This is a genomic window from Peribacillus sp. NPDC101481, assembly GCF_044767165.1.
In the GTDB taxonomy this organism is placed as follows: Bacteria; Bacillota; Bacilli; order Bacillales; family DSM-1321; genus Peribacillus.
This window is the reverse complement of record NZ_JBIWNJ010000001.1, coordinates 1,613,059-1,633,835: the sequence shown is the minus strand read 5'-3', so window position 1 is coordinate 1,633,835 and position 20,777 is coordinate 1,613,059. Positions and strand designations below refer to the sequence as shown.

Genomic DNA, 20,777 nt, shown 5'->3' with positions numbered 1-20,777 from the left:
CATCGAACCTCCATGACAGGAAGTCCGATGCTTTTTTCTTTTACATTTCAGCTTCAATTTTCAAAGATGATTCTTCTCTGAACTGTTCCTTATCCAGGTCACCCGTTATTTTACTTGTCAAAATACCGGAAGTCATGCTTCCGCTGACATTCACGGCCGTTCTTCCCATATCGATCAATGGCTCGACGGAAATCAACAGGCCGGCCAAGGCGATTGGCAGGTTCATTGCAGATAATACAAGGATGGCAGCGAATGTTGCGCCTCCGCCTACACCTGCAACCCCGAAAGAACTAATGGCTACGATGGCAATCAACATGGCGATAAAGGAAGGGTCTAGCGGGTTGATCCCAACCGTTGGAGCGATCATGACCGCTAACATGGCCGGATAGATTCCGGCACAGCCGTTTTGACCGATCGACAAGCCGAAGGATCCGGCAAAGTTGGCAATACCTTCGGACACCCCTAGTTGTTTCTGTGTTTGGATGTTCAATGGCAGAGCGCCAGCACTTGTTCTTGAAGTGAAGGCAAACGATAATACTGGGAAAGCTTTTCTCAAATATACGATTGGATTCAATCCTGCAAGCATCAGCAATAGCAAATGGATAAGGAACATGACAATCAGGGCCACATATGAGGCACCTACGAATTTCCCTAATTTCAGGATGGCATCCAAATCACTCGTAGCTACCGTCTTCGTCATGATCGCCAAGATCCCGTAAGGTGTTAAACGCAGGATCAATGTTACTACGCGCATGATGATGCTGTGCAATGTATCTACTATTTTAGCAAAGTATTCAGCATGTTCAGGCTGCTTCCTTTTGACTCCTAAATAGGCAATCCCAAGAAATGCAGCAAAAATTACAACGGAAATGGTTGATGTCGGACGTGCACCCGTTAAATCAAGGAACGGATTGGACGGAATCAATTCAAGAATTTGCTGCGGCATGGTTTTATCCTGAATCGTACCGTATGTTTCCGATATTTGATCCCCGCGGCTTAACTCCGCTTCCCCTTGCTCAATTTGAACGGCTTCCAAATTGAAAACAGTTGCCGATGTGATCCCGACAGCTGCTGCAATCGCAGTCGTTCCAAGCAGGATTCCGATGATCAGGACACTGATCTTTCCAATATTGCTAGTCAGTTTCAATCTTGTGAATGCGGATAAGATTGAAATGAAGACAAGCGGCATGACGATCATTTGCAGGAACTTGACATAGCCGGAACCTACAATGTTAAACCAATCGACCGATTTAACGATCGCCTCTGACTGAGGTTCATAGAAATACTGCAAAAGAAGTCCGAATACAATTCCTAAACCAAGTCCAGTAAAGACCCTTTTTGTAAAGGAAATATGCTTCTTATTCATGTAAAATAAAACGCCTAAAAGAATGAGCATTATGGCAAGATTTAAAAACACATAACCAATCATATATATTCCTCCTAATTCCGATTAACCAAATAAGAATAATAAATATCTGAAGCCTATGATACATCATCCGCTGATTTTTTACCAGAAGAAAATAATTTATTTTTGACTTTTCAAGTAATTCATGTATTTATCTTTATTCAGGAACTGGATTTGAGGGAACAATAAAGGGATGCTGGATCAAGCCAGGGTACAAATCTTCATCTATTTATTTATCAGGAAGGATTAGCCCTTTGTTTTCTTGAATGATAGTTTAGGCCGCATATGCTTAGCGTTTTTTTTGAAAGGGTGGAAGAATGATGGATATATACATTGACAGGCTTAATGAACGGGATGCACAAGCGTTATTTGCATTTGAATGCAATAATAGAAGGTTTTTCGAGCAAACGGTCCCAGGCCGGGGTGATGATTATTATAGCTTTGGAACGTTTGGGATCAGGCATAAGGAATTATTAAAAGAACAAGAAGAGGCCATCTCCTCTTTTTATTTGATTAAGGATGGTTCAGGCAAAATCGTCGGCAGGATTAATCTTGTGGATATCGACGCCATCAAGGGTACGGCTCATGTCGGTTATAGAATCGGTGAAGCGTTTACGCAAAAAGGGAATGCGAATGAAGCTTTAAAGCTATTGATGAAGCTGGCGCCGGAATTGAATGTGACGCAAATACATGCCAAAACGACAAGTGACAATATCGCCTCCCAAAAGGTTTTAGTGAAAAACGGTTTTGAACGGATTTCGATTAATGAGGAAATTAGTGCGGATTCGGGTCAAAAGCTAACATTCTTCCATTATAGTTGGAACCTTTAAATCCATTTTCTTCTATTTAAATAAAAGTGAACTGGCGGATGTACCGGCCATTAGAAATAAAGCAATCATCGTGCTTCCTCTTTCAGCGGGCGCGGAAGGGATTCGTGCACCACTAGCCTTACGGACAGTAGCGGAAGGACTCTATCCCGAGAAGTTTTGAACCGACCAAGCGGATGCTGAACAAATGACCCGAATAATTGACACGAATGAGACGTGTTCTTGTTCGGGTTTTACTATATCCAATTAGAAGGATAATAGGATCGGTTTCTTGAATTATTTTGTTTGGCAGATCATAATTCGTAAAAATGAAAGTTATAGGAGAAGGAGAATCTAATATGATAGAAGGTTTATATGAAGCCCATTTACCAGTCAAGAACCTGGAGATCTCTATGGATTATTATAAGAAAATAGGCTTGAAACTAGCTTGGAGGGATGAAGATACTGCCTTCTTTTGGATCGAGGAAAACAAAAGCTGGGTCGGCTTATGGGAAGGGAAGGAATATCAAACTCCATACCACCCTTCACTAAGGCATATCGCCTTTCGGGTAACTTATGATAATATGAAAAATGCATTAACTTGGCTTCAAACCTTGCAAATTGAAGTCGTCCCCTTTGGAAAAAGGACAACGATTGAACCATTTGTGCGTCCGAACCAAGGAAACGCTTCCGTCTATTTCAATGATCCCGATGGCAATAGTCTGGAACTTATGTGTTCGATAAAAGTCCCTGATGCATATAAGCATATTACCGAAAAACTATCACTTGAAGAATGGGAAGAACTATTAACCAGGTGAACTTTGTAAAGTTACTTAGGATTTTGCAAAATTTTATTCAAGTCCATTTGATAAGAAACAAATCATTGTTTTGATGAAATATACTATACGAGTATGAGCAATCAATACGGAAAGGCTTGGCATGTGGATGTTTAAAATTAGAGTGAACCTATTAACTCAAATGACATTACTTATCATATTCGTTGTTTTTATCAGTACCTTACTTGTGAGCATCCTATTCTCTACACTGCTGGAAGACATCGTCGAAAACCATATGGGTAAGCAAGCAATGACGGTGGCCAAATTAGCGGCTCAAAATCCAACGATCATCCAGGGATTTGACGATGAACAGCCCTCAGAGGTGATTCAACCCGTATCAGAAATGATTCGTCAAACAACAGGTGCAGATTATGTAACCATTACGGACCATAAAGGACTTCGATACTCTCATCCTAATCCAGAATATATTGGTAAGCCTACGGCTACTAGTAATGATGCAGTACTAAATGAACACAAATCAATCATTTATCAAGGAAATGGGATATCGGGGCCAGCGATTAAAGCTAAGGCTCCTATCTGGAATGATAAAGGGGAAGTTATCGGTGTTTCATCTGTAGGATTTTTGGTAGAGAATGTACAAGATCAAATATCCAATTATAAAATGAAGATTATTCATTTGTCACTTATCCCGATCAGTGTAGGAATCTTATGGGCAATATTTATAGCGCGACGCTTAAAAAAGCTTATTTTAGGTCTGGAGCCTGAGGAAATTTCTTTTCTTTTTCAGGAAAGGGAAGCGACACTTGATGCCATCCGATATGCTACCGTTACGATTAATATTGAAAAACAGGTTACTTCCATGAATAAAAGAGCACGTGAATTGTTTCATGATCATCAGCTTATGGTGGGAAAGAGAGTTGTAAATGGGCATTTAGAAAAACTCATCAAAATGGTAATCAGCACAAAAGAGGGGCAGTTCAATCGTAAGTTACTTTTAGGCCAACAGCTATACATTTTGGATTTATCCCCGATCCTAAATCATAATGACGTCAGAGGTATCGTTTTAACAATAAGAACAGTATCAGAAATTGAACAATTAACTAATGAATTTTCAGAAATCAAGGCCTTTTCAGAAAATATGCGGGCACAAAATCATGAGTTTTTAAATAAATTAAATACCATTTATGGATTACTTAGTTTAAAACAGTATGATAGGGCAATGAACATCATCTCTTCTGAAGTGAGGGAGAGGCAAGATATCATATCGTTTCTTATGTCATCGGTTAAAGACCCTTTAATCGCCGCCTGTTTACTTGGAAAGATAAACCGTTCAAAAGAATTGCAGGTTATTTTAGAAATAGAACAGGAAAGCAATTTAAACAGTACATTAAAACCTGAGGATTCCCATCACTTGGTTTCCGTTATTGGTAATGTCATCGATAATGCGATGGAGGCAGCGCGGCAAAAGAACAAAAGTGGGGGAAAGGTCAAAGTTTCGTTTACGGATTTAGGAAACGAAATCATATTTGATATCGAGGATAACGGTCCAGGTATCCCTCATGCAATGGAAGATATTATTTTTTCAGATGGTTATACGACTAAAAATGGGGAAAATCATGGGATCGGCTTGGCCATTGTAAAAAACTCCATTGGTCTTTTAAGCGGTGAAATTTATATTGATCGCAGTTATTTGGGGGGAGCAAGATTTACAATCGTCTTCCCGAAGGATATAAAAGCAGAAAAGGAGGCGTGAGAATGTCCAAAGGACCGATTACAGTCGTCATTGTTGAAGATGATGAGAATGCAGTGAATATATATAAACAATTTACGAATCAACTAGATCAATTCACTGTCATAGCTACAGCTAGCACAGGCAAGCAAGCGCTGAATATACTGCATGTCGCACAACCGGACTTAATTTTATTGGATATCTTTTTACCTGATATGAATGGAATTGACCTTCTTCGGGAAATTAGGAGGGAATACCGGGGGATTGATGTAATCCTGATCACCGCCGCGAATGATACCGAAACAGTCAGTGAAGCGATTAGGGGAGGGGCTTTTGGTTACCTTATAAAACCGATCATTATCGATAAGCTTCTTGCGACGCTCAACCAATACGACCTGACGAGACGGCAGCTGCATAATGGCAATTTAGTAAATCAAGATAAAGTGGATACTCTTTTTCGGACCATAAGTAATTCAAATACAGCAAATGATGTCCAAATAAGTTCTCTTCCCAAGGGAATTGACAAACATACCTTGAAAATGGTCAGAAGCAAGATTCAAAACGTCAATGGCAGTTTAAACGCTGATGAACTAGGTCAACTCGTTGGAATTAGTTATTCAACCATGCGAAGATACCTGGAGTATTTAGTTTCTTGTAATGAAATGGAAGTTGAGGTTCTGTATGGTGGTATAGGAAGGCCTGAAAGAAAATATAAAATAAAGCACATGTAAATCCCAGTTGATGAAATTCGTTTTCATCAATGGGATTTTTTCTTTTTTAGGCGTGAAAAAAATGAAAAAAACTCTTTTTACTTTCTTTATATGTGAATAAGGCATAATGGATGATAGTCTCTAAAGAAAGCGCTGTCAAAACGAGATGGTGATAAACAGAAGGGGGCTTGAAGATGTTATCCATTTTAGGATTTTCCATGATTGCAGTATTCATGTATTTAATTATGTCGAAGCGACTATCGGCACTAGTGGCCATTATGCTCGTTCCAATCATATTTGGAGTGATTGGAGGATTTTTTACAGAGCTGGGACCCATGATGCAGGATGGTGTTGAAGGTATAGCTTCAACAGCCATAATGATATTGTTTGCGATTTTATATTTTGGAATAATGATAGATTCCGGTTTATTTGATCCTCTTATTTCTAAAATATTGAAAATAGTAAAAGGAGATCCATTAAAAATAGTTTTAGGAACCGCTATTCTCTCAATGACCGTCGCATTAGATGGGGACGGGACAACTACTTACATCATTACTGTCTCAGCACTTTTACCCCTTTATAAGCGTCTGGGCATGAACAAAATAATATTAGCCACTGTAGCCATGTTATCTATGGGTGTAATGAATATGACACCGTGGGGCGGAGCTTCCGCTATGGCGATGGCCTCGTTGAACCTTGACGCATCGGAATTGTTCTTGCCGATGATTCCTGTCATGGGGTTTGGCCTAATTTGGGTTCTTGTCGTGGCTTTTATATTGGGAAAAGGGGAACGAAAGAGATTGGGCGTAGTGGAGATCCAGCATAATCACACTAATGAAATGAATTCGGAGGCCAATTCCGAGTTAGCGGCAACTATGGTCTCCCGTGATTATCGCAGACCGAAATTGGTCTGGTTCAACTTCATTTTAACGATTGTGCTCATGGCATCATTAATCATTGATTTTATGTCTTTGACCATTTTATTCATGATTGCTTTCGCCGTTGCGTTATTGGTCAATTATCCTGATTTGAAAGATCAGCAGGATCGAATCGCCGTTCATTCGAAAAATGCATTGGCCGTCGTTTCAATTGTCATTGCAGCCGGGATTTTTACCGGTATCATGTCTGGAACGAAAATGATCGATGCAATGGCCATTACGTTGGTCTCATTAATCCCGGAATCTTTCGGACCATTTTTACCGGTTATTGTTGCGTATGCCAGTGCCCCTTTTACTTTCTTTATGTCAAATAATGCATTCTATTTTGGCGTACTTCCTATTATCGCACAAGCCGCTGATGCTTATGGAATTAGCGCGGCAGAAATAGGGCGTGCTTCATTAATAGGGCAGCCGATACACGTATTGAGTCCTTTGGTGGCCGCAGCACATTTGCTAATAGGTTTAGTTGGCACTGACTTCGGGGATCTACAGCGGTTTGCCGTGAAATGGGCATTAGGGACTGTCACTGTTATGACAATAGCCGCGATAATCTTGGGAGTCATTTAGTAAAAGGAATGGTTACTCTATCTTGCAGAAGGATATTTTAAAATTGGAGGATTTTCAATGTGGATCATCACACTCTATAAAAGCAGAGGTATTGTAATGTATGAATTTGAAACAGAACAAGCAGCAAGGGAAGTTTTCTGTAATATTCGGGGCAATAAGGTTCTATCAGAAGTTATTTACTTTAATGACCCATGTTTAGCATAATGATAGCAATGAATAGTAGGGTGTTTAATAAAAAAAGGTTATTGCAAAAGAAAAGTGGAACTTTACAAAATATGATGTATGTTCAAAACGCAAATCATGGGAGTGTCCTTCAAGGTTATGCATTTCATTGTTTACCCCGAAAAGCTAAGGCTTTATTGGGGTTTTTCTGTTGCTCTAGCCGCTTTTAACAATGATTCTTGTGGTAATCTTCGCCAGATTCATTACAGTAAGCAGTCTCGTATCATTTAAAGATTGTCGGGGCAAAAGGGGATCTAAATAATTTACGACGGCTTTTAGGTGATAATCACCCAATTCAGGTAAGGATTTATTCATCGCTTCACCAGGGGTAAAAGGACCTTTTGTCAGAAATATAGAACCGATTTGATGATAACCACCCAAACAAGCATCGATACCAAAAATAAAGGGATTTTTAAATTGCTTTTTTATTTCTTTCAAAACACTTTTCAAATTATGGGCGTGAACAGGATCTGCGAGTGTACCGAAGACATGATAAGGGACTTGGTTTTCTCTAAGCATCGTCCCTACTAAAGGCCCGAATGAATCTCCTGTGGAACGATCTGATCCAATACATAAAAAGATGATCTCTTTGGACATTGGCCGAAGAATTCTTGCGATTTGAAAAGACATTTCGTCTATTTCTCCTTCTGCATTTGTATCCAACGTATAGCTGCAACGCTGCATTTCAATTTTTGTCTCCCTTTTTTTCCTGCCATCAAAAGGATACATGCCTACACCCCCTAGAGTACCGTGATCTTGAATAAATTATAACATGATTAATTATTCTTCAAAATATTATGGAAATCACTTGCTTCCCTCTAATGATCAATTTCAGCCGCCGTATCAAGTGGAATATCATTTCTTGTTTATTTGTATTTTGTTAATATATAGATAAATTGGTTTTTTTGATAAAATGAAAACAAAAAAATATACTGTATGAAACTTTTGATTATAGAAAGGCAGAGCCAGTGTTTTATAGAAGGAAGTGTAAGAATGTTTAATCAATTAACGAATAACGATAGTATCCTTAATCAATTACGTGCAGACTGTGAGAATTGTTTTGGTTTGTGCTGTGTGGCTTTGCCTTATGCAAAATCTGCTGATTTTGCATTTGATAAAGAGGGAGGTACACCATGTTCAAACTTGCAATCAGATTATCGTTGCGGCATCCATGAAAATCTCAGAGCTAAAGGGTATAAAGGCTGCACGGTATATGAATGTTTCGGTGCCGGTCAAAAGGTATCTCAACTCACCTATGATGGAAACGATTGGAGGAACAACCCAGAGTCAGCAAAGGAAATGTTCGATGTATTTCCTATTATGCAACAACTTCATGAAATGCTTTGCTACTTAAATGAAGCACTGAATTTAGAAGATGCGCAACCTCTTCACCGAGAATTGCAGACCGCTTTTGAAGACATGGAATATCTCACTCAACAAAGTCCAAAGTCTATCATGGACCTGAATGTGCCAGCTCATAGAGCGATCGTTAATGATTTACTTCTGCGCACAAGTGAACTGGTACGTGCAAAGGTTTCATTTAAGAAAAATAAAAAAAAGCCGAACAAAATAGGTAGGGGAAGTGACCTGATCGGTGCAAAGTTGAGAGGAGCTGACCTTAGGGGAGCGAACTTAAGAGGAGCTTTGCTTATTGCATCTGACCTCAGAGAAGCCGACATGCGAGTGACGGATCTTATTGGTGCAGACTTTAGGGACGCTGATTTAAGAGGTGCCGATCTCACCGGAAGCTTCTTTATCACACAAGCACAGATTAACTCGGCTAAAGGCGACACAAAGACAAAATTACCACCTTCATTAAGCATTCCCAATCATTGGAGATAGAAGTTTAGCCAAGATTGGAGCAAGATTTCTTGCAGAGCAAACGCTTAACGAATAATGAGATTGTTTAATTCACGAGTAAAAGGCGGAAACTTACGAGTAAAAGCACGAAACTCACGAGTAAAAGGCGGAAACTTACGAGTAAAAGTGCCAAACTCACGAGTAAAAGCGCGAAATTCACGAGTAAATCACCATATTCATGAGTAAAAGCACGAAACTCACGAGTAAAAGCGCCAGATTACGAGTAATGGGAAATTTACTACATAGTGTATGAACATCAATAGCGGACAAGTAAATTAGATTTGCTTTAATCCGAAGCTTTTACAAAGAGTGAACCCTGCTAACATGCGATTCTTCATTAGGAAGGATCGTCTTTTAAATTTGGGAGGGAAATTTTCATTTTTCCATTTACTCTGACGTTGCGTAATACCTTACTGTTAATGATATCGGAAGGAGGTAAAGAGCAGTGGCAATGAAAGTGAAGGAGTTAGCCGATTTGGTTGGCATTAGTGTGCGGACGCTGCATTATTATGATGAAATCGGGTTATTATCGCCAGAGGAAATAACCGATGCAGGTTATCGCCTTTATTCGAATGATAATCTTGAAATGTTGCAGCAAATCCTGTTTTTCAGGGAACTTGGCATGCCATTAAAGGAAATAAAACAAATGATTAGCAGCTCTTCGTTTGATAAACAAGATGCGTTAAAGCAACATCAAAAAATGTTGCTGGAGAAACGCAGTCAGCTCGATAAATTAATTAAGACGGTCGAAAAATCGATTAAACATATGAAAGGGGAAATTCAAATGACGAATAAAGAAAAATTTGAAGGGTTTGACTTCAGTCAGAATCCATATGAAGAAGAAGCTCGCAAGCTTTGGGGGGATAAAGCTGTCGATGAGTCGAAGGCTAAAGTGGCGGGCATGTCCAAAGATGCACAGAAAGTTGTATCAGCAATCTATTTAAAACTTGCGTCAATCCGAAATGGCTCGCCAAAGTCGGAGGAGGCACAAGAGGCAATTAAAGAATGGTATGATTGTTTGAACAATAACTTCGGCACATACTCGCTGGATGCTTTCAAAGGATTAGGTCAAATGTACGTGGACGATCAACGCTTCACCAAAAATATCGACCAATATGGTGAAGGGTTGGCAAAATTCATGTGTGATGCGATGGGGCACTTTGCTGACGCTAACAAAAATTAAAACTCAAGTTTGAGAGATTTCATGATGGAAGGTTGCTGCGGCAACCTTTTTATTTTGGTGCTAAGGGGACGGTCAGTTTATACTGTTATTATGGGAATATTTAGAATTTAAGAGAACAGGGGGAAACTTATGGAATTTAGGAATGATTCCTTTAACCTCGGGAAAATCAATGATGTTGATGGAAGTAAAGTTGCTGTTTTTAATGGAGATACCATTTATACAAGTATCGTCACTAAACTTAGGGCCGCAGGTTGTGTTTTCGCGGAGGAAGAGGCCCGTTTGCTTATCAACGCGGCAGGGACAACGGCCGAACTGGCTGGGATGGTGGATAGACGGATAGCGGGTTTGCCCCTTGAACACGTCATCGGTTGGGCGGAATTCTGCGGTATCCGGATAGAGGTTCATCTCGGAGTTTTCGTACCCCGCCGACGGACCGAGTTTTTGGTCCGCCAAGTGACAGCACTCGCTATGCCAGGAGCAGTCGTAGTGGACTTGTGCTGCGGGACGGGCGCGGTTGGCTCCGCGGTTGGCGATGTTCTCGAAGGTATCGAGTTGTACGCAGTCGACATTGACCCAGCCGCGGTGCGGTGCGCGCGTCGTAACGTCACTTCAATCAATGGTCGGGTATACGAAGGGGACCTCTATGAACCGCTTCCAGCAAATTTACGGGGACGTGTTGACGTCCTGGTCGCAAACGCACCATACGTCCCCACTGAGGGAATCGGTCTATTACCCCATGAAGCGCGCATGCATGAGGCGAGGGTGGCATTAGACGGAGGGGCGGACGGGCTTGATGTCCAGCGAAGGGTGGCGGCCTCGGCAACACTTTGGTTGGCGCCGGGCTCCCATTTGTTAGTCGAGACGAGTGAGCGGCAAGCGATGCAGACCGTTGAAATCTTTGCTGGATACGGGATGATGCCACAGATGGTAAAGTGTGAAGAACTGGACGCCACTGTCGTGATTGGAACCAGGCCCGCACTCAAAAGAAATGTTTGAGGGCACTTGTTAAGTTAAGGCTGGGGAAAAAACCGTGACCTTCAATAATCAAATTTTTGCAACAAAATGAGGCAATCGAGCAATAAAAAAATCCAAGTCATCTTGAGGTGTCAGTTTAAATGGAACTTTGGAAAATGAGCCAAAAGGTATCGGAGCTAAGCGATGTGATTCCTTATTATTTTTTTAGTCTAGTCTTTTCCTGTCTGTCGACTTCCACGATGTTGGTTATATTTAGCTTCGGTACCTGGGGGGTGCTTGGCATTATCGTGTTTTCTTTTTATGTTGTTATCCCTTATTTATTATTTGCTGTTCCGGTACAGGTCCTTTTCAATAAACATCCTAAAAAATTCAGTTTAATTTATTTTAGTTTTTATATTTTTTTCTCTTTGCTCGCTGTATTCATTTATAGTGCGGTGCTTAATTTTGACTTCAGTATGGATGTTTTAACTACAAAGAATTACTATGCAATAAGCCTTTCTGCGGCACTGTTTTTTTGGTTTTGGGACTCGGTCTTTTTACAAAAAAAGAGCCCTGTATCTTGAAATGGGACCTTCAGATTGTAGACAAATTCAAACGTTGCCTCCAGGCACTCGCTTTCCGCGGGCGGTCCGGGAGCTTCCTCGGCGCCTTTGCGCCTGCGGTCTCCCCTGGAGGCGCTTTCCCACAGGAGTCTCGCACCTTCCGTTTCATTTTGATAGAACCCCTTTTGACAAACAAAAGGGACCAGTTAAATGATCCCTTTTCGACATTATTTCTTTAGCAAGTTTACGATTTCTTTTGCTTTTTCTAATGTAACACCTTCAATGATACTGTTATTTTTTCGAACAGCCGTACCGAAATGATAGTGACCGGTATGCAGTTCGGAATGGATAGAAAGGATATTATCCTTATTTAAGCCGCTTCCAACCAGTATGGCTATGTCGCCGCTGACTCTTTTCATTTGTTGAATCGTTTTCATGCGGCTGGGGAGTTCCCCATTACCTCCTGAGGTTAATATCGTTGTGATTTCTGGATATTGTGCTAGCATTTCAGCTGAAATGACCGGGTCGTTTGTTTCATCGATGGCTCGGTGGAATGTAATCTCCAAACCTTCACATACCGTCAATAATTCTTCGAGATATGGTCGATTGATTTCATTATTTTCATTTAATGCACCCAATACAACCCCGTTGGCTCCCAGTGATCGAATGATTTCGATATCTTTTTTCATTATTTCCAAATCATTTTTCGTATAACTAAACGACTGGCTATGAGGCCTTACCATCACGTTGACTGGTATCTTTACTGAATTGACGACAGCTTCTATCAGGGCGTGGCTGGGAGTTAATCCCCCCTCGGCTAAAGAACTGACAAGCTCGATTCGGTCTGCGCCCGATTCTTCGATAATAATTGCATCCTCTATCGTTGTGGCAATGAATTCAATGTACATTGGATTTTCCTTTCCTTCATGCAAGTGTTATAAGATTATTAAATCCATTAAAAATAGTAAAGTCAATTCATTAATAGATAGTTTTCCCTAGCTTTCCTCAAATGGAATATCTTTATTTCGCTATTTATGAAACGAAATGAACTTTCAAACGTATAAAAAAAGAATATATTCAATGGTATATTTGAAAGTGGAATGTTCGGCAGTGTAATTAAATGAAAATCATCATGACGGAGGTTATTTAATTGGATAAAGAAAGTAAGGAAATAAAGAAATCGAGGTTTTACAAAGTAGGGATGGGGTTCCTGATTATTTCCCTTCTCACTTGGATCATTCCTGTCGTAGCTCCTTTTACCCCATTTTCGACTGCGGTTAAAGCGGGGGTCATAACAGGTGCAATCGTCTTTGCGGAGGTCATGTTTTGGGCAGGAGCACTTTTGGTCGGGAAAGAAGTGGCTGCTAAATATAAAGGTTATTTAAACCCGAAAAATTGGAGAAAAGAAAAAGGATGAAGCTGTTTTATAAAAAGGGCTGGGAGTAAAGCTCCAATGGAAACTGAGTTGTTGAAAGTTTTCGATTCCAATCACATTCAAACCGTCGTGAGGTAGTACATAGATTGGGATATTGGCCTGCTGGTTCGCAAGTAGTGAAACGGGATTGGATTACTATTATGAAAGCACCATTAGATTGATCAGAGAAAACCTCGTTAATTGAAAATAAAGCCCCGACAAAACGATTCGAGTTTTGTTGGGGTTTTTCTTTTTTCTTGAAAAAAACATTAAGTACATCGACCTGTATCCTTACCAATCAACTGCAGCCTATTGGCTCGTTTTGTCTCAGCTCGATACGCATATGTCCTTAGTTGTTACCTTATTTGTCCTGAATTGCTCATAGGGATAATGACTTTGTCTCTGTGCTGATTCAGTTGATAAAGCGAGACATACAAGACTGTAATAGTGATGGCAGGCTGCAACTTTAAGGCGGGGATGTAGTTTTTCATGAACTAGGGAATTTATCACTTGTAAGAATATTACAAAATTGTAAGATGAACAGTGTATAAATTTTGTTAAGGGGATGAGTGAAATAATGAAAAAAGTGGTTTTATGCATTTCATTTTTTGTAGCTTCTTTAGTACTTTTTGGCTCCCTTGATTCTTTTGTAAGCAAAGCTTCAGCAGAAACACACACCTATGATGGAAAAAGTCCTTACTATAATAGTTGTGCGAATAGCGCTGTCACGAAGAAGTCAGTGAAAATTTATGCCAATGGCGGTTCTGCCAATTTGGAGTTGAAATTCAGCACTGTCTGTAAAACCGCATGGGCGAAGATCACTCTAAGCCGACCAGCTAAAACAGACGGGGAAGCAACGGCATTGGTTGTCCGAAATACTGATAATAAACAATTTAGCTGTGCATCTCCTGGAGGAAATGGTGAAATAAATAAAGGTCAAACGTCATGCTATACACCAATGGTATATGATTTAGATCCGCGAAAAGCAAAAGCGGTCGCTTTTTGGCCATATACAGCAGGTGAAACCGATTGGTATTAATGAAAAAGGAAAAACCTTCATCTATATTTTTGCAAAGAAAGGATGAATGTATTGAATAAAAAGCTTAAAATGATAGGTTTATCCATTGTGATGACACTGTCGATGTTTCTTGTCGACTTTGGTTTTGGAAAAAATCAAGCACTGGCCGAAACACACACCTATGATGGAAAAAGTCCTTACTATAATAGTTGTGCAAGTTCGGCGGTAACGAAGGATAAAAAATGGATCGATTCCAATTCGTACGTAGAATTGAAATTCAGCACTGTCTGTAAAACCGCATGGGCAAAAGTGACCGTAACACGGCCCGCGGTATACAACCATGAAGCGGATGCCAGGATCGTCCGAAGTACTGATGGTAAGGCCTATACATGCGCCAGTTCTGGGGGCAATGGTGTTGTGAATATCGGGCAGACCTCGTGCTATACACCAATGGTATATGATTATGATCCGCGAAAGGCACAGGCCCAAGGGATACATGCGATACCTAATAGTGATGCATATAAAAAAGCGGTGACCATTTGGTACTGAAAAACAAAGGCAAAAAAAGCATCCTTATGGTCGGATGCTTTTTTTGCGGTCAGATTGTACTCACGCTTTCATTTCTGCTTCCAATTGAAGTAGATATTTTTTCATCTCCGTGCCTCCCCGGTAACCGGTAATGGCCCCGTTTTTTCCGATAACCCGGTGACAGGGCACTGTGATTAGAATAGGATTGGCACCAATGGCCGTACCAACCGCCCGAACAGCTGCAGGTCTTTGGATGATTTGGGCTATATCGGAATAGGAACAGGTTTTTCCATAGGGTATTTGATTCAGCGCTGCCCAAATTTCTTGTTGAAAGGGCGTGCCTTTTACATCTGCGGGAAGAGAGAAAGTCTTCCTGGTTCCTTCGAAATATTCTTGTAGTTCTTTTAGATAGGGATTTAATGCTTTCTCATTTTCAACAAGGCTCGCCATTGGAAAGCGTTTTTGTAGCCAAGACTTCAGTTCTTCATACGTTTGATCCGGAGAGCCTACATAGCAAAGTCCTTTTTCCGTCTTGGCCACATATAATTGCCACTTATCATAATGCAATATGGCCCAGTCAATGGTTTGTTCTTGATCATTCTTCATTTTCTTCACGCTCCAAAGCTTTGAGATAAGCATTCCGATATTCTGAAGGGGTATTCCCCATTTTTCTTTTGAACAGGGTCAAGAAATAGGGTGTACTAGAGAACCCCACAGCCAAGCCTATTTCGGTTATCGGCTGTTCGGAGTTTTCCAGCAGCCTCGTTGCTTTTTCAAGGCGAAGCCGTTGAATGTATTCAGTGGGCGATATCCCCTTCACGCGCTTGAATGAACGTTGTAAATGATAGGGGCTGCCGTGAGAAATATCCGCCAATTTGTTCAAAGTGAGGGGTTCGCTGTAATGGGTGTCGATCCATTCGGTTATTTGTTCAACCCATTCTTCCGTCGGCAAATTCATTCCTTCCGGTTTACATCGTTTACAAGGCCGGAAATCTTCTTCCAAAGCCATCATGGCATTTTTGAAAATCTTCACGTTTTCCTTATTCGGCACCCTGGATTTACAGGAGGGCCTGCAAAAGATGCCTGTCGTAATTACTCCGTATAAAAAATGATCATCATATGCGGCATCACAATCTATAATAGCTTTCCAATATTCATTCGGGAAAAGATTCACTGCATTCACCTCTTCATTTAGTATACAAGAAAGGGTTGATATACAACCATTTTGATAATATAAAAGCAAGATAACGTAATTGTTCGAGTTAGAAAAGAACACTATTGGTCTGTTAAAATAAGGGAGTTGCATGAAGGAAGGAGCGAGATAACGTACTCACCTTTCATTAGAATAAAGCTAAAGGAGGAGCGGAATGAAAGAGAAATTATCAAATGATGAAGTCAAGACTGAATTGAGAATTCGTGCACCAAAGGAGTTCAGTTTTTCGGAAAATCTTAAATACTTATCACGATCCTCCAATGAATGTCTGTTCGATATTGTTGATCAAAAAATTTATCGAGCACTTGTTGCCGAAAACGCGACTCTTATAATAGAAATCAGTGCGATGAATGAAACGGAGCTGACCGTTCGATTTCCAGGACGAACTGCACCGATGGATAATCAGGTAAAGAATGCTGTTTCCCAATACGTTCGTCACTGGTTCGATCTTGAGACAAATCTGCTTCCTTTTTATGAGCTGGCCCAAAATGACGCTTTATTGCAAAAGCCTGTAAGCCAATTCTTCGGTTTGAGAAATATGGGCATCCCTGATTTATTTGAAGCGATTGCCTGGGGAATACTTGGACAGCAGATTAACTTGACTTATGCCTATACCTTGAAACGGAGGCTTGTGGAGGGATTTGGTGATTTTGTAGAATTCGAAGGAAAGCAATATTGGCTGTTTCCGACGCCTGAGGTGATCGCGAAATTGACGGTCGAAGATTTTGCCGATATGAGGATGACGGTGAAGAAGTGTGAATATTTAATAGGTGTTGCTCAACTGATTGCAGAAGGGGAACTTACTAAAGAAAAGCTGTTGATTGCAAAGAATGTAAAAGAGGCTGAAAAAATGCTGACCAATATACGGGGAATCGGCCCGTGGACAGCGAACTATGTCTTAATGCGCTGTTTACGTTTTCCAGCAGCCTTTCCCATCGATGATGTCGGGCTGCATAATTCCATGAAACTGGTCATGCAAACGGAAGCAAAACCAACGAAAACGGAAATCCTGAAACTTTCGGAAGCGTGGGCCGATTGGGAATCCTACGCGACCTTCTATTTATGGAGATTGCTATACTGAATACCGCTTCGGAGATAAACCTGCAAGTAACGTCGATAAAACTCCATATTCGGAGATAAAACAATAAATTTCGCCGATATATTTCCATATTCGGAGATAAAACTATAGAATTCGTTGATATATCTCCATTTTCTAAGTTAAAGCATTTCCGTTGAGTTCATATATCATAACTTATTACATTCAATCTTATAGAGGTGAATGACCATGTATATGTACCCAACGTATCATTATGAAGATCAAGCTTTTCTTGAACGGCAGTTTCCCGGTCTATCCGGCTTTCCGGGCATCCCTGGTATGCCTCAATTTCCAGGGCAGCCAGGACCGCCGCCGGGTTCGCAAGCACCAACAGCTCCCCCGCCAGCGTTTATCCCCCACCAGCAATCGGCTTCAACATTTGCCGTAGATCCAGGTGCCATTTCGTTTTGTCTGTTCAGGAATACTTTTATATGGCTAAACAATGGTGCGAGTTTCTGGTATTATCCCATTTTTGTCGGTCCGCGTTCTGTTGCCGGCTTCAGGTGGAATGGCAGGTTCTGGACGTTTTTTGGTATCGATACAAGACAAATCAATTCTTTTAGCTGTTTTTGAAAAAATGCTCAAAGGAGATGCTTCCTTTGAGCATTTTATGTTTCAGGTTGTTTTGCCTTCTTCCAATACGAAAAGGTAGGGTAGCAAGACAGAAGCAGTGCTATCCAAAGATATACATTAGTAAGAGAAATGCCTATAGCTGATTTTCCACCTAAAGCGGTCAACACTCCCACTACGGAAAGGAGATACAAGGTGTAAAACACCTGCTCCTTGATTCTCGCACCATTATTGGTGTGACCATCTTTCTTAAAAAGGACACTGAGAAATAATCCTATCATAACCCCAAGAAGTACCTCGGGTGACACGATATCAGAAAGAAAAAAGACTGGAAAAAAATCGTAAATCAGCAAAAGGGTTATGATGATCATATAAATCATTTGAAAAGGATTCAAGAAATTTATTTCACCCTCCCCTTTTTGTTAAATTATACCTTGTTTTGTTACTTAAATCCTTTCATTTTTGAATGTGGCGAAATAAACGGCCAACAATGTTCAATATTTAATAGAAATGGTAAAATCATTATGCTCCTATAAAATTTAGTGAATGAAAATGAAAATAGAGGATGCTGTTGAAAATGAGGAAAGTATCGCTGGAAACCAAGATTCTCGGGTTAGTCTTATCGTTGAGCCTTTTTTTGATTATCTTATTGACTACTTCTTTTTCCTATATGGAAGGAAGGCAAATAGCGAAGGATAAAGGTCAATTGGCGTTGGAGCTTTCAAAGACGGTTAGCTTCATGCCTACAGTTACAGATGCCTTTGAAACTGACGATCCCGCTGGCATAATCCAGCCGATTGTCGAAAAGATCCGCAGGGAAACAGGGGCTGAGTTCATCGTTGTAGGGAATGCAGAGGGAATTCGCTATTCCCATCCGCTGGCTTCTGAAATTGGGAAGCGGATGGAAGGCGGGGATAATAGCAGGGCCATTCGGGAAGGCGAATATTATGTCTCCGAGGCGGCAGGATCACTCGGACTTTCCATTCGGGGGAAGTCACCGGTATTCAATGAGGCTGGAAAAATAATTGGAATCGTCTCCGTCGGTTTTTTAGTGGACGATGTCCGCGCCCAAATTTTCAAGGATTTGTCCAAAGAGATGATTGTATCTTTAGTGGCCATCATGATATCGATCATTGGCAGTTATATGCTGGCAAGGAGCATACGTAAAGATACATTGGGGCTGGAACCATTTGAAATCGCCAATTTATATAAAGAAAAAAATGCAGTGCTGCATTCGGTGAAAGAAGGTATTCTGGCCATTGACCAAAATGGGTCGATTACCTCGATGAATCAGCCGGCGAAAAAATTGCTGGATATTAAAGAGTCAGTTCGCCATTTGAACGTGGATAACGTGGATGGCCTATTTCCTTCGAAATATTTATTCGAAGTGCTGAAGTCCGGTGAACCGCAAGTGGATAAGGAGATTTCATGGAAAGACAAATCCGTTATCGTTAATTGCACGCCAATCTTCGATAGTGAAGGGGTAAGCGGTGTTGTCGCTTCGTTCCGTGATCGAACGGAAATTGAGGAAATGGTCAACACATTATCTGAAGTGAAGATGCATTCAGAGGATTTGAGGGCACAAACCCATGAATTTACCAATAAACTATACGTCCTTTCAGGATTGATACAATTAGGAGAATACGATGAAGCGATAGAAATGATTCAAAGCGAAACATCCGAATTGCATTCCCTGAACCGTGTCGTGTTCGAACAGATAAAGGATACAAAAGTACAAGCCCTGTTACTAGGGAAGATAGGGAAAGCATCGGAGAAGAAGATCATCTTTGAAATAGACGCACAAAGTTACCTAGAGAAACTGCCGGATCATATAAAATTGTCACAACTAACATTGATTCTAGGCAACATTATCGATAATGCACTTGAAGCGGTTTCAAGCATGGAAGAGCCGCACGTGAAATTTTTCGCCACAGATATCGGAAATGATATGGTATTTGAAGTGAGTGATAACGGAAAAGGAATACCTGAGGATGCCATCGCCCATATTTTCGATCGGGGTTTCACTTCGAAAAACAGCGGAAGTCCGAGTGGTTATGGACTTTCGAATGCTGATCATGTCGTAAAAGAGCTGGGCGGCATCATCGAAGTTCAAAGCGAGGATGGAAACACCATATTCACAGTGTATCTTCCTAAAGAACAGAGAGGAGGGAAAGGATGCTGAAGATAAGAGCAGTCATCGCAGAAGATGATTTTCGTGTAGCGGATATCCATGAAAAATTCTTAAAAAACTTTGATGAAATAGAAGTGGTCGGAAAAGCTGTCAATGCCAAAAAAGCGCTTCGTATCTTGGAACAAAAAAGTCCGGATCTGCTTTTGCTTGATGTTTATATGCCAGATCAGCTTGGTACAGACCTTCTTCCGGACATACGTAAAAAATTCCCGAATGTGGATATCATCATGATTACCGCGGCAACGGATAAAGAACAACTTGAAAAAGCCCTTCACTATGGTGTAGAGAATTATTTAATTAAACCAGTGGAAATGAAGCGCTTCAACCAAGTTATCGAAGAGTATCTGAAGAAAGTCCATCTGATGAAATCCAAACAAGAAATAGATCAGGATTTTGTTGATCTCATTTTGAAAAAGGGATCTTCCGTTTCGGAAACGAATGATGGGCCGTCCTTACCGAAAGGGGTCGACGAAATTACTTTGGCGAAAGTGATCGAGGTACTCGAAGCAAGCGATATCGGTTTGTCGGCTGAGCAAGTGAGCGGTCAGATCGGTGCTTCCAGGACAACCGCGAGACGCTATCTGGAATACTTGATATCCGTTAAGAAATGTAAAGCGGAAGTCGTATACGGGGTAGTGGGAAGACCTGAGCGAAGATATTATAAAATTCAATAGAATTAAATGTGGAACACCTTCACGATTGGAGGTGTTTTTTTATGCATGCTGTACAACGGTAAAATGGTTTGAAAGATTTCAAAAAAAGCAATGTGAGTTAGTTTAGAAATCCTCTGCAATGCATAAAGATTTAGTCACTGTTTGCTTAATAATCGTATTTTTTCCTTAAAGAACCCGCCATTCAACCCGGGGAATGGAGTCTGGTTCACTCTGGAAAATCGCCTCCGTGAACACAATGAACACAATTAATTTAATAGTTTTAAAACACAATAAATTGAAAACGCTTACAGATAAAGTGATTTCATATACAATTTAGAAAATTAGAAAATTAGAAATTAA

23 protein-coding genes and 1 pseudogene are annotated in these 20,777 nt (G+C 40.6%); 18 read left to right on the top strand and 6 right to left on the bottom strand.

Annotated features, from left to right (window positions below):
- Positions 1-40 precede the first annotated feature (40 nt).
- Positions 41-1,429 carry an L-cystine transporter gene (locus ACIROD_RS07885; RefSeq protein ID WP_402939316.1) on the bottom strand — a complete coding sequence of 463 codons (1,389 nt, stop codon included), beginning with the start codon at positions 1,427-1,429 and terminating at the stop codon, positions 41-43.
- Positions 1,430-1,725: 296 nt separating this feature from the next.
- Between ACIROD_RS07885 and ACIROD_RS07880 the strand changes: the two genes are divergently transcribed.
- From ACIROD_RS07880 to ACIROD_RS07850, 7 genes and pseudogenes are all read left to right on the top strand, one after another.
- On the top strand, positions 1,726-2,235 hold the full coding sequence (locus ACIROD_RS07880) for a GNAT family N-acetyltransferase (RefSeq protein WP_402939313.1): 510 nt from the start codon (positions 1,726-1,728) through the stop codon (positions 2,233-2,235).
- A 16-nt stretch (positions 2,236-2,251) separates the two neighbouring features.
- A pseudogene (locus tag ACIROD_RS07875) lies at positions 2,252-2,395 on the top strand (ABC transporter substrate-binding protein); the annotation flags it as partial.
- Between the two features lie 175 nt (positions 2,396-2,570).
- A complete protein-coding gene (locus ACIROD_RS07870; RefSeq protein ID WP_402939310.1) occupies positions 2,571-3,029 on the top strand; it encodes a VOC family protein in 459 nt (152 codons plus the stop codon).
- 127 nt (positions 3,030-3,156) lie between these two features.
- Entirely contained in the window at positions 3,157-4,761 is a 1,605-nt protein-coding gene (locus tag ACIROD_RS07865) for an ATP-binding protein (RefSeq protein WP_402939307.1), read from the top strand.
- Positions 4,762-4,763: 2 nt separating this feature from the next.
- The gene (locus ACIROD_RS07860; protein WP_402939305.1) at positions 4,764-5,468 is read left to right on the top strand and encodes a response regulator; all 705 of its coding nucleotides are present in this window, start codon (positions 4,764-4,766) and stop codon (positions 5,466-5,468) included.
- A 173-nt stretch (positions 5,469-5,641) separates the two neighbouring features.
- On the top strand, positions 5,642-6,952 hold the full coding sequence (locus ACIROD_RS07855; RefSeq protein ID WP_402939302.1) for a CitMHS family transporter: 1,311 nt from the start codon (positions 5,642-5,644) through the stop codon (positions 6,950-6,952).
- A gap of 57 nt (positions 6,953-7,009) precedes the next feature.
- The gene (locus ACIROD_RS07850; RefSeq protein ID WP_230176639.1) at positions 7,010-7,156 is read left to right on the top strand and encodes a hypothetical protein; all 147 of its coding nucleotides are present in this window, start codon (positions 7,010-7,012) and stop codon (positions 7,154-7,156) included.
- A 174-nt stretch (positions 7,157-7,330) separates the two neighbouring features.
- Here the strand turns inward: ACIROD_RS07850 and yyaC are convergent, their stop codons facing one another.
- Entirely contained in the window at positions 7,331-7,903 is a 573-nt protein-coding gene (gene yyaC, locus ACIROD_RS07845; RefSeq protein WP_402939293.1) for a spore protease YyaC, read from the bottom strand.
- Between the two features lie 264 nt (positions 7,904-8,167).
- Between yyaC and ACIROD_RS07840 the strand changes: the two genes are divergently transcribed.
- From ACIROD_RS07840 to ACIROD_RS07825, 4 genes are all read left to right on the top strand, one after another.
- Complete coding sequence (locus ACIROD_RS07840) at positions 8,168-9,016, top strand: pentapeptide repeat-containing protein (RefSeq protein WP_402939290.1); 849 nt, start codon at positions 8,168-8,170, stop codon at positions 9,014-9,016.
- A gap of 463 nt (positions 9,017-9,479) precedes the next feature.
- On the top strand, positions 9,480-10,217 hold the full coding sequence (locus ACIROD_RS07835; protein ID WP_230176642.1) for a MerR family transcriptional regulator: 738 nt from the start codon (positions 9,480-9,482) through the stop codon (positions 10,215-10,217).
- Between the two features lie 213 nt (positions 10,218-10,430).
- On the top strand, positions 10,431-11,213 hold the full coding sequence (locus ACIROD_RS07830) for a putative protein N(5)-glutamine methyltransferase (RefSeq protein ID WP_397315447.1): 783 nt from the start codon (positions 10,431-10,433) through the stop codon (positions 11,211-11,213).
- Positions 11,214-11,332: 119 nt separating this feature from the next.
- Entirely contained in the window at positions 11,333-11,755 is a 423-nt protein-coding gene (locus tag ACIROD_RS07825; protein WP_402939286.1) for a UPF0715 family protein, read from the top strand.
- Between the two features lie 206 nt (positions 11,756-11,961).
- Here the strand turns inward: ACIROD_RS07825 and ACIROD_RS07820 are convergent, their stop codons facing one another.
- On the bottom strand, positions 11,962-12,642 hold the full coding sequence (locus ACIROD_RS07820; RefSeq protein WP_402939283.1) for a copper homeostasis protein CutC: 681 nt from the start codon (positions 12,640-12,642) through the stop codon (positions 11,962-11,964).
- Positions 12,643-12,884: 242 nt separating this feature from the next.
- Here ACIROD_RS07820 and ACIROD_RS07815 point away from each other — a divergent pair, with 242 nt between their 5' ends.
- The 3 genes from ACIROD_RS07815 (at position 12,885) to ACIROD_RS07805 (ending at position 14,715) form a co-directional block, all read left to right on the top strand.
- On the top strand, positions 12,885-13,151 hold the full coding sequence (locus tag ACIROD_RS07815) for a transporter suffix domain-containing protein (RefSeq protein ID WP_230176643.1): 267 nt from the start codon (positions 12,885-12,887) through the stop codon (positions 13,149-13,151).
- Between the two features lie 562 nt (positions 13,152-13,713).
- Positions 13,714-14,187, top strand: a complete 474-nt coding sequence (locus ACIROD_RS07810; protein WP_402939280.1) for a YjfA family protein — start codon at positions 13,714-13,716, stop codon at positions 14,185-14,187.
- Positions 14,188-14,277: 90 nt separating this feature from the next.
- Complete coding sequence (locus ACIROD_RS07805; RefSeq protein ID WP_230176842.1) at positions 14,278-14,715, top strand: DUF2690 domain-containing protein; 438 nt, start codon at positions 14,278-14,280, stop codon at positions 14,713-14,715.
- Positions 14,716-14,775: 60 nt separating this feature from the next.
- Here the strand turns inward: ACIROD_RS07805 and ACIROD_RS07800 are convergent, their stop codons facing one another.
- The gene (locus tag ACIROD_RS07800) at positions 14,776-15,300 is read right to left on the bottom strand and encodes a methylated-DNA--[protein]-cysteine S-methyltransferase (protein WP_402939277.1); all 525 of its coding nucleotides are present in this window, start codon (positions 15,298-15,300) and stop codon (positions 14,776-14,778) included.
- Positions 15,290-15,892: a bifunctional transcriptional activator/DNA repair enzyme AdaA gene (locus ACIROD_RS07795; RefSeq protein ID WP_397315445.1), complete on the bottom strand. Its 603-nt coding sequence runs from the start codon at positions 15,890-15,892 to the stop codon at positions 15,290-15,292. The genes ACIROD_RS07800 and ACIROD_RS07795 overlap by 11 nt, the downstream gene beginning before the upstream one ends.
- Positions 15,893-16,061: 169 nt before the next feature.
- On the opposite strand from ACIROD_RS07795, the gene ACIROD_RS07790 reads away from it, so the two are divergent.
- Together ACIROD_RS07790 and ACIROD_RS07785 are read left to right on the top strand one after the other, a co-directional pair.
- Positions 16,062-16,988: a DNA-3-methyladenine glycosylase family protein gene (locus ACIROD_RS07790; protein WP_402939274.1), complete on the top strand. Its 927-nt coding sequence runs from the start codon at positions 16,062-16,064 to the stop codon at positions 16,986-16,988.
- 204 nt (positions 16,989-17,192) lie between these two features.
- Positions 17,193-17,576, top strand: coding sequence for a collagen-like protein (locus ACIROD_RS07785; RefSeq protein WP_402939271.1), 384 nt, complete (start codon positions 17,193-17,195; stop codon positions 17,574-17,576).
- Between the two features lie 35 nt (positions 17,577-17,611).
- On the opposite strand, the gene ACIROD_RS07780 is transcribed toward ACIROD_RS07785, so the two are convergent.
- Positions 17,612-17,968 carry a hypothetical protein gene (locus ACIROD_RS07780; protein ID WP_402939268.1) on the bottom strand — a complete coding sequence of 119 codons (357 nt, stop codon included), beginning with the start codon at positions 17,966-17,968 and terminating at the stop codon, positions 17,612-17,614.
- A gap of 182 nt (positions 17,969-18,150) precedes the next feature.
- On the opposite strand from ACIROD_RS07780, the gene ACIROD_RS07775 reads away from it, so the two are divergent.
- A complete protein-coding gene (locus ACIROD_RS07775; RefSeq protein WP_260358440.1) occupies positions 18,151-19,755 on the top strand; it encodes an ATP-binding protein in 1,605 nt (534 codons plus the stop codon).
- Entirely contained in the window at positions 19,749-20,438 is a 690-nt protein-coding gene (locus ACIROD_RS07770; RefSeq protein ID WP_063232519.1) for a response regulator, read from the top strand. Before ACIROD_RS07775 ends, ACIROD_RS07770 begins: the two co-directional genes overlap by 7 nt.
- Positions 20,439-20,777 lie beyond the last annotated feature (339 nt).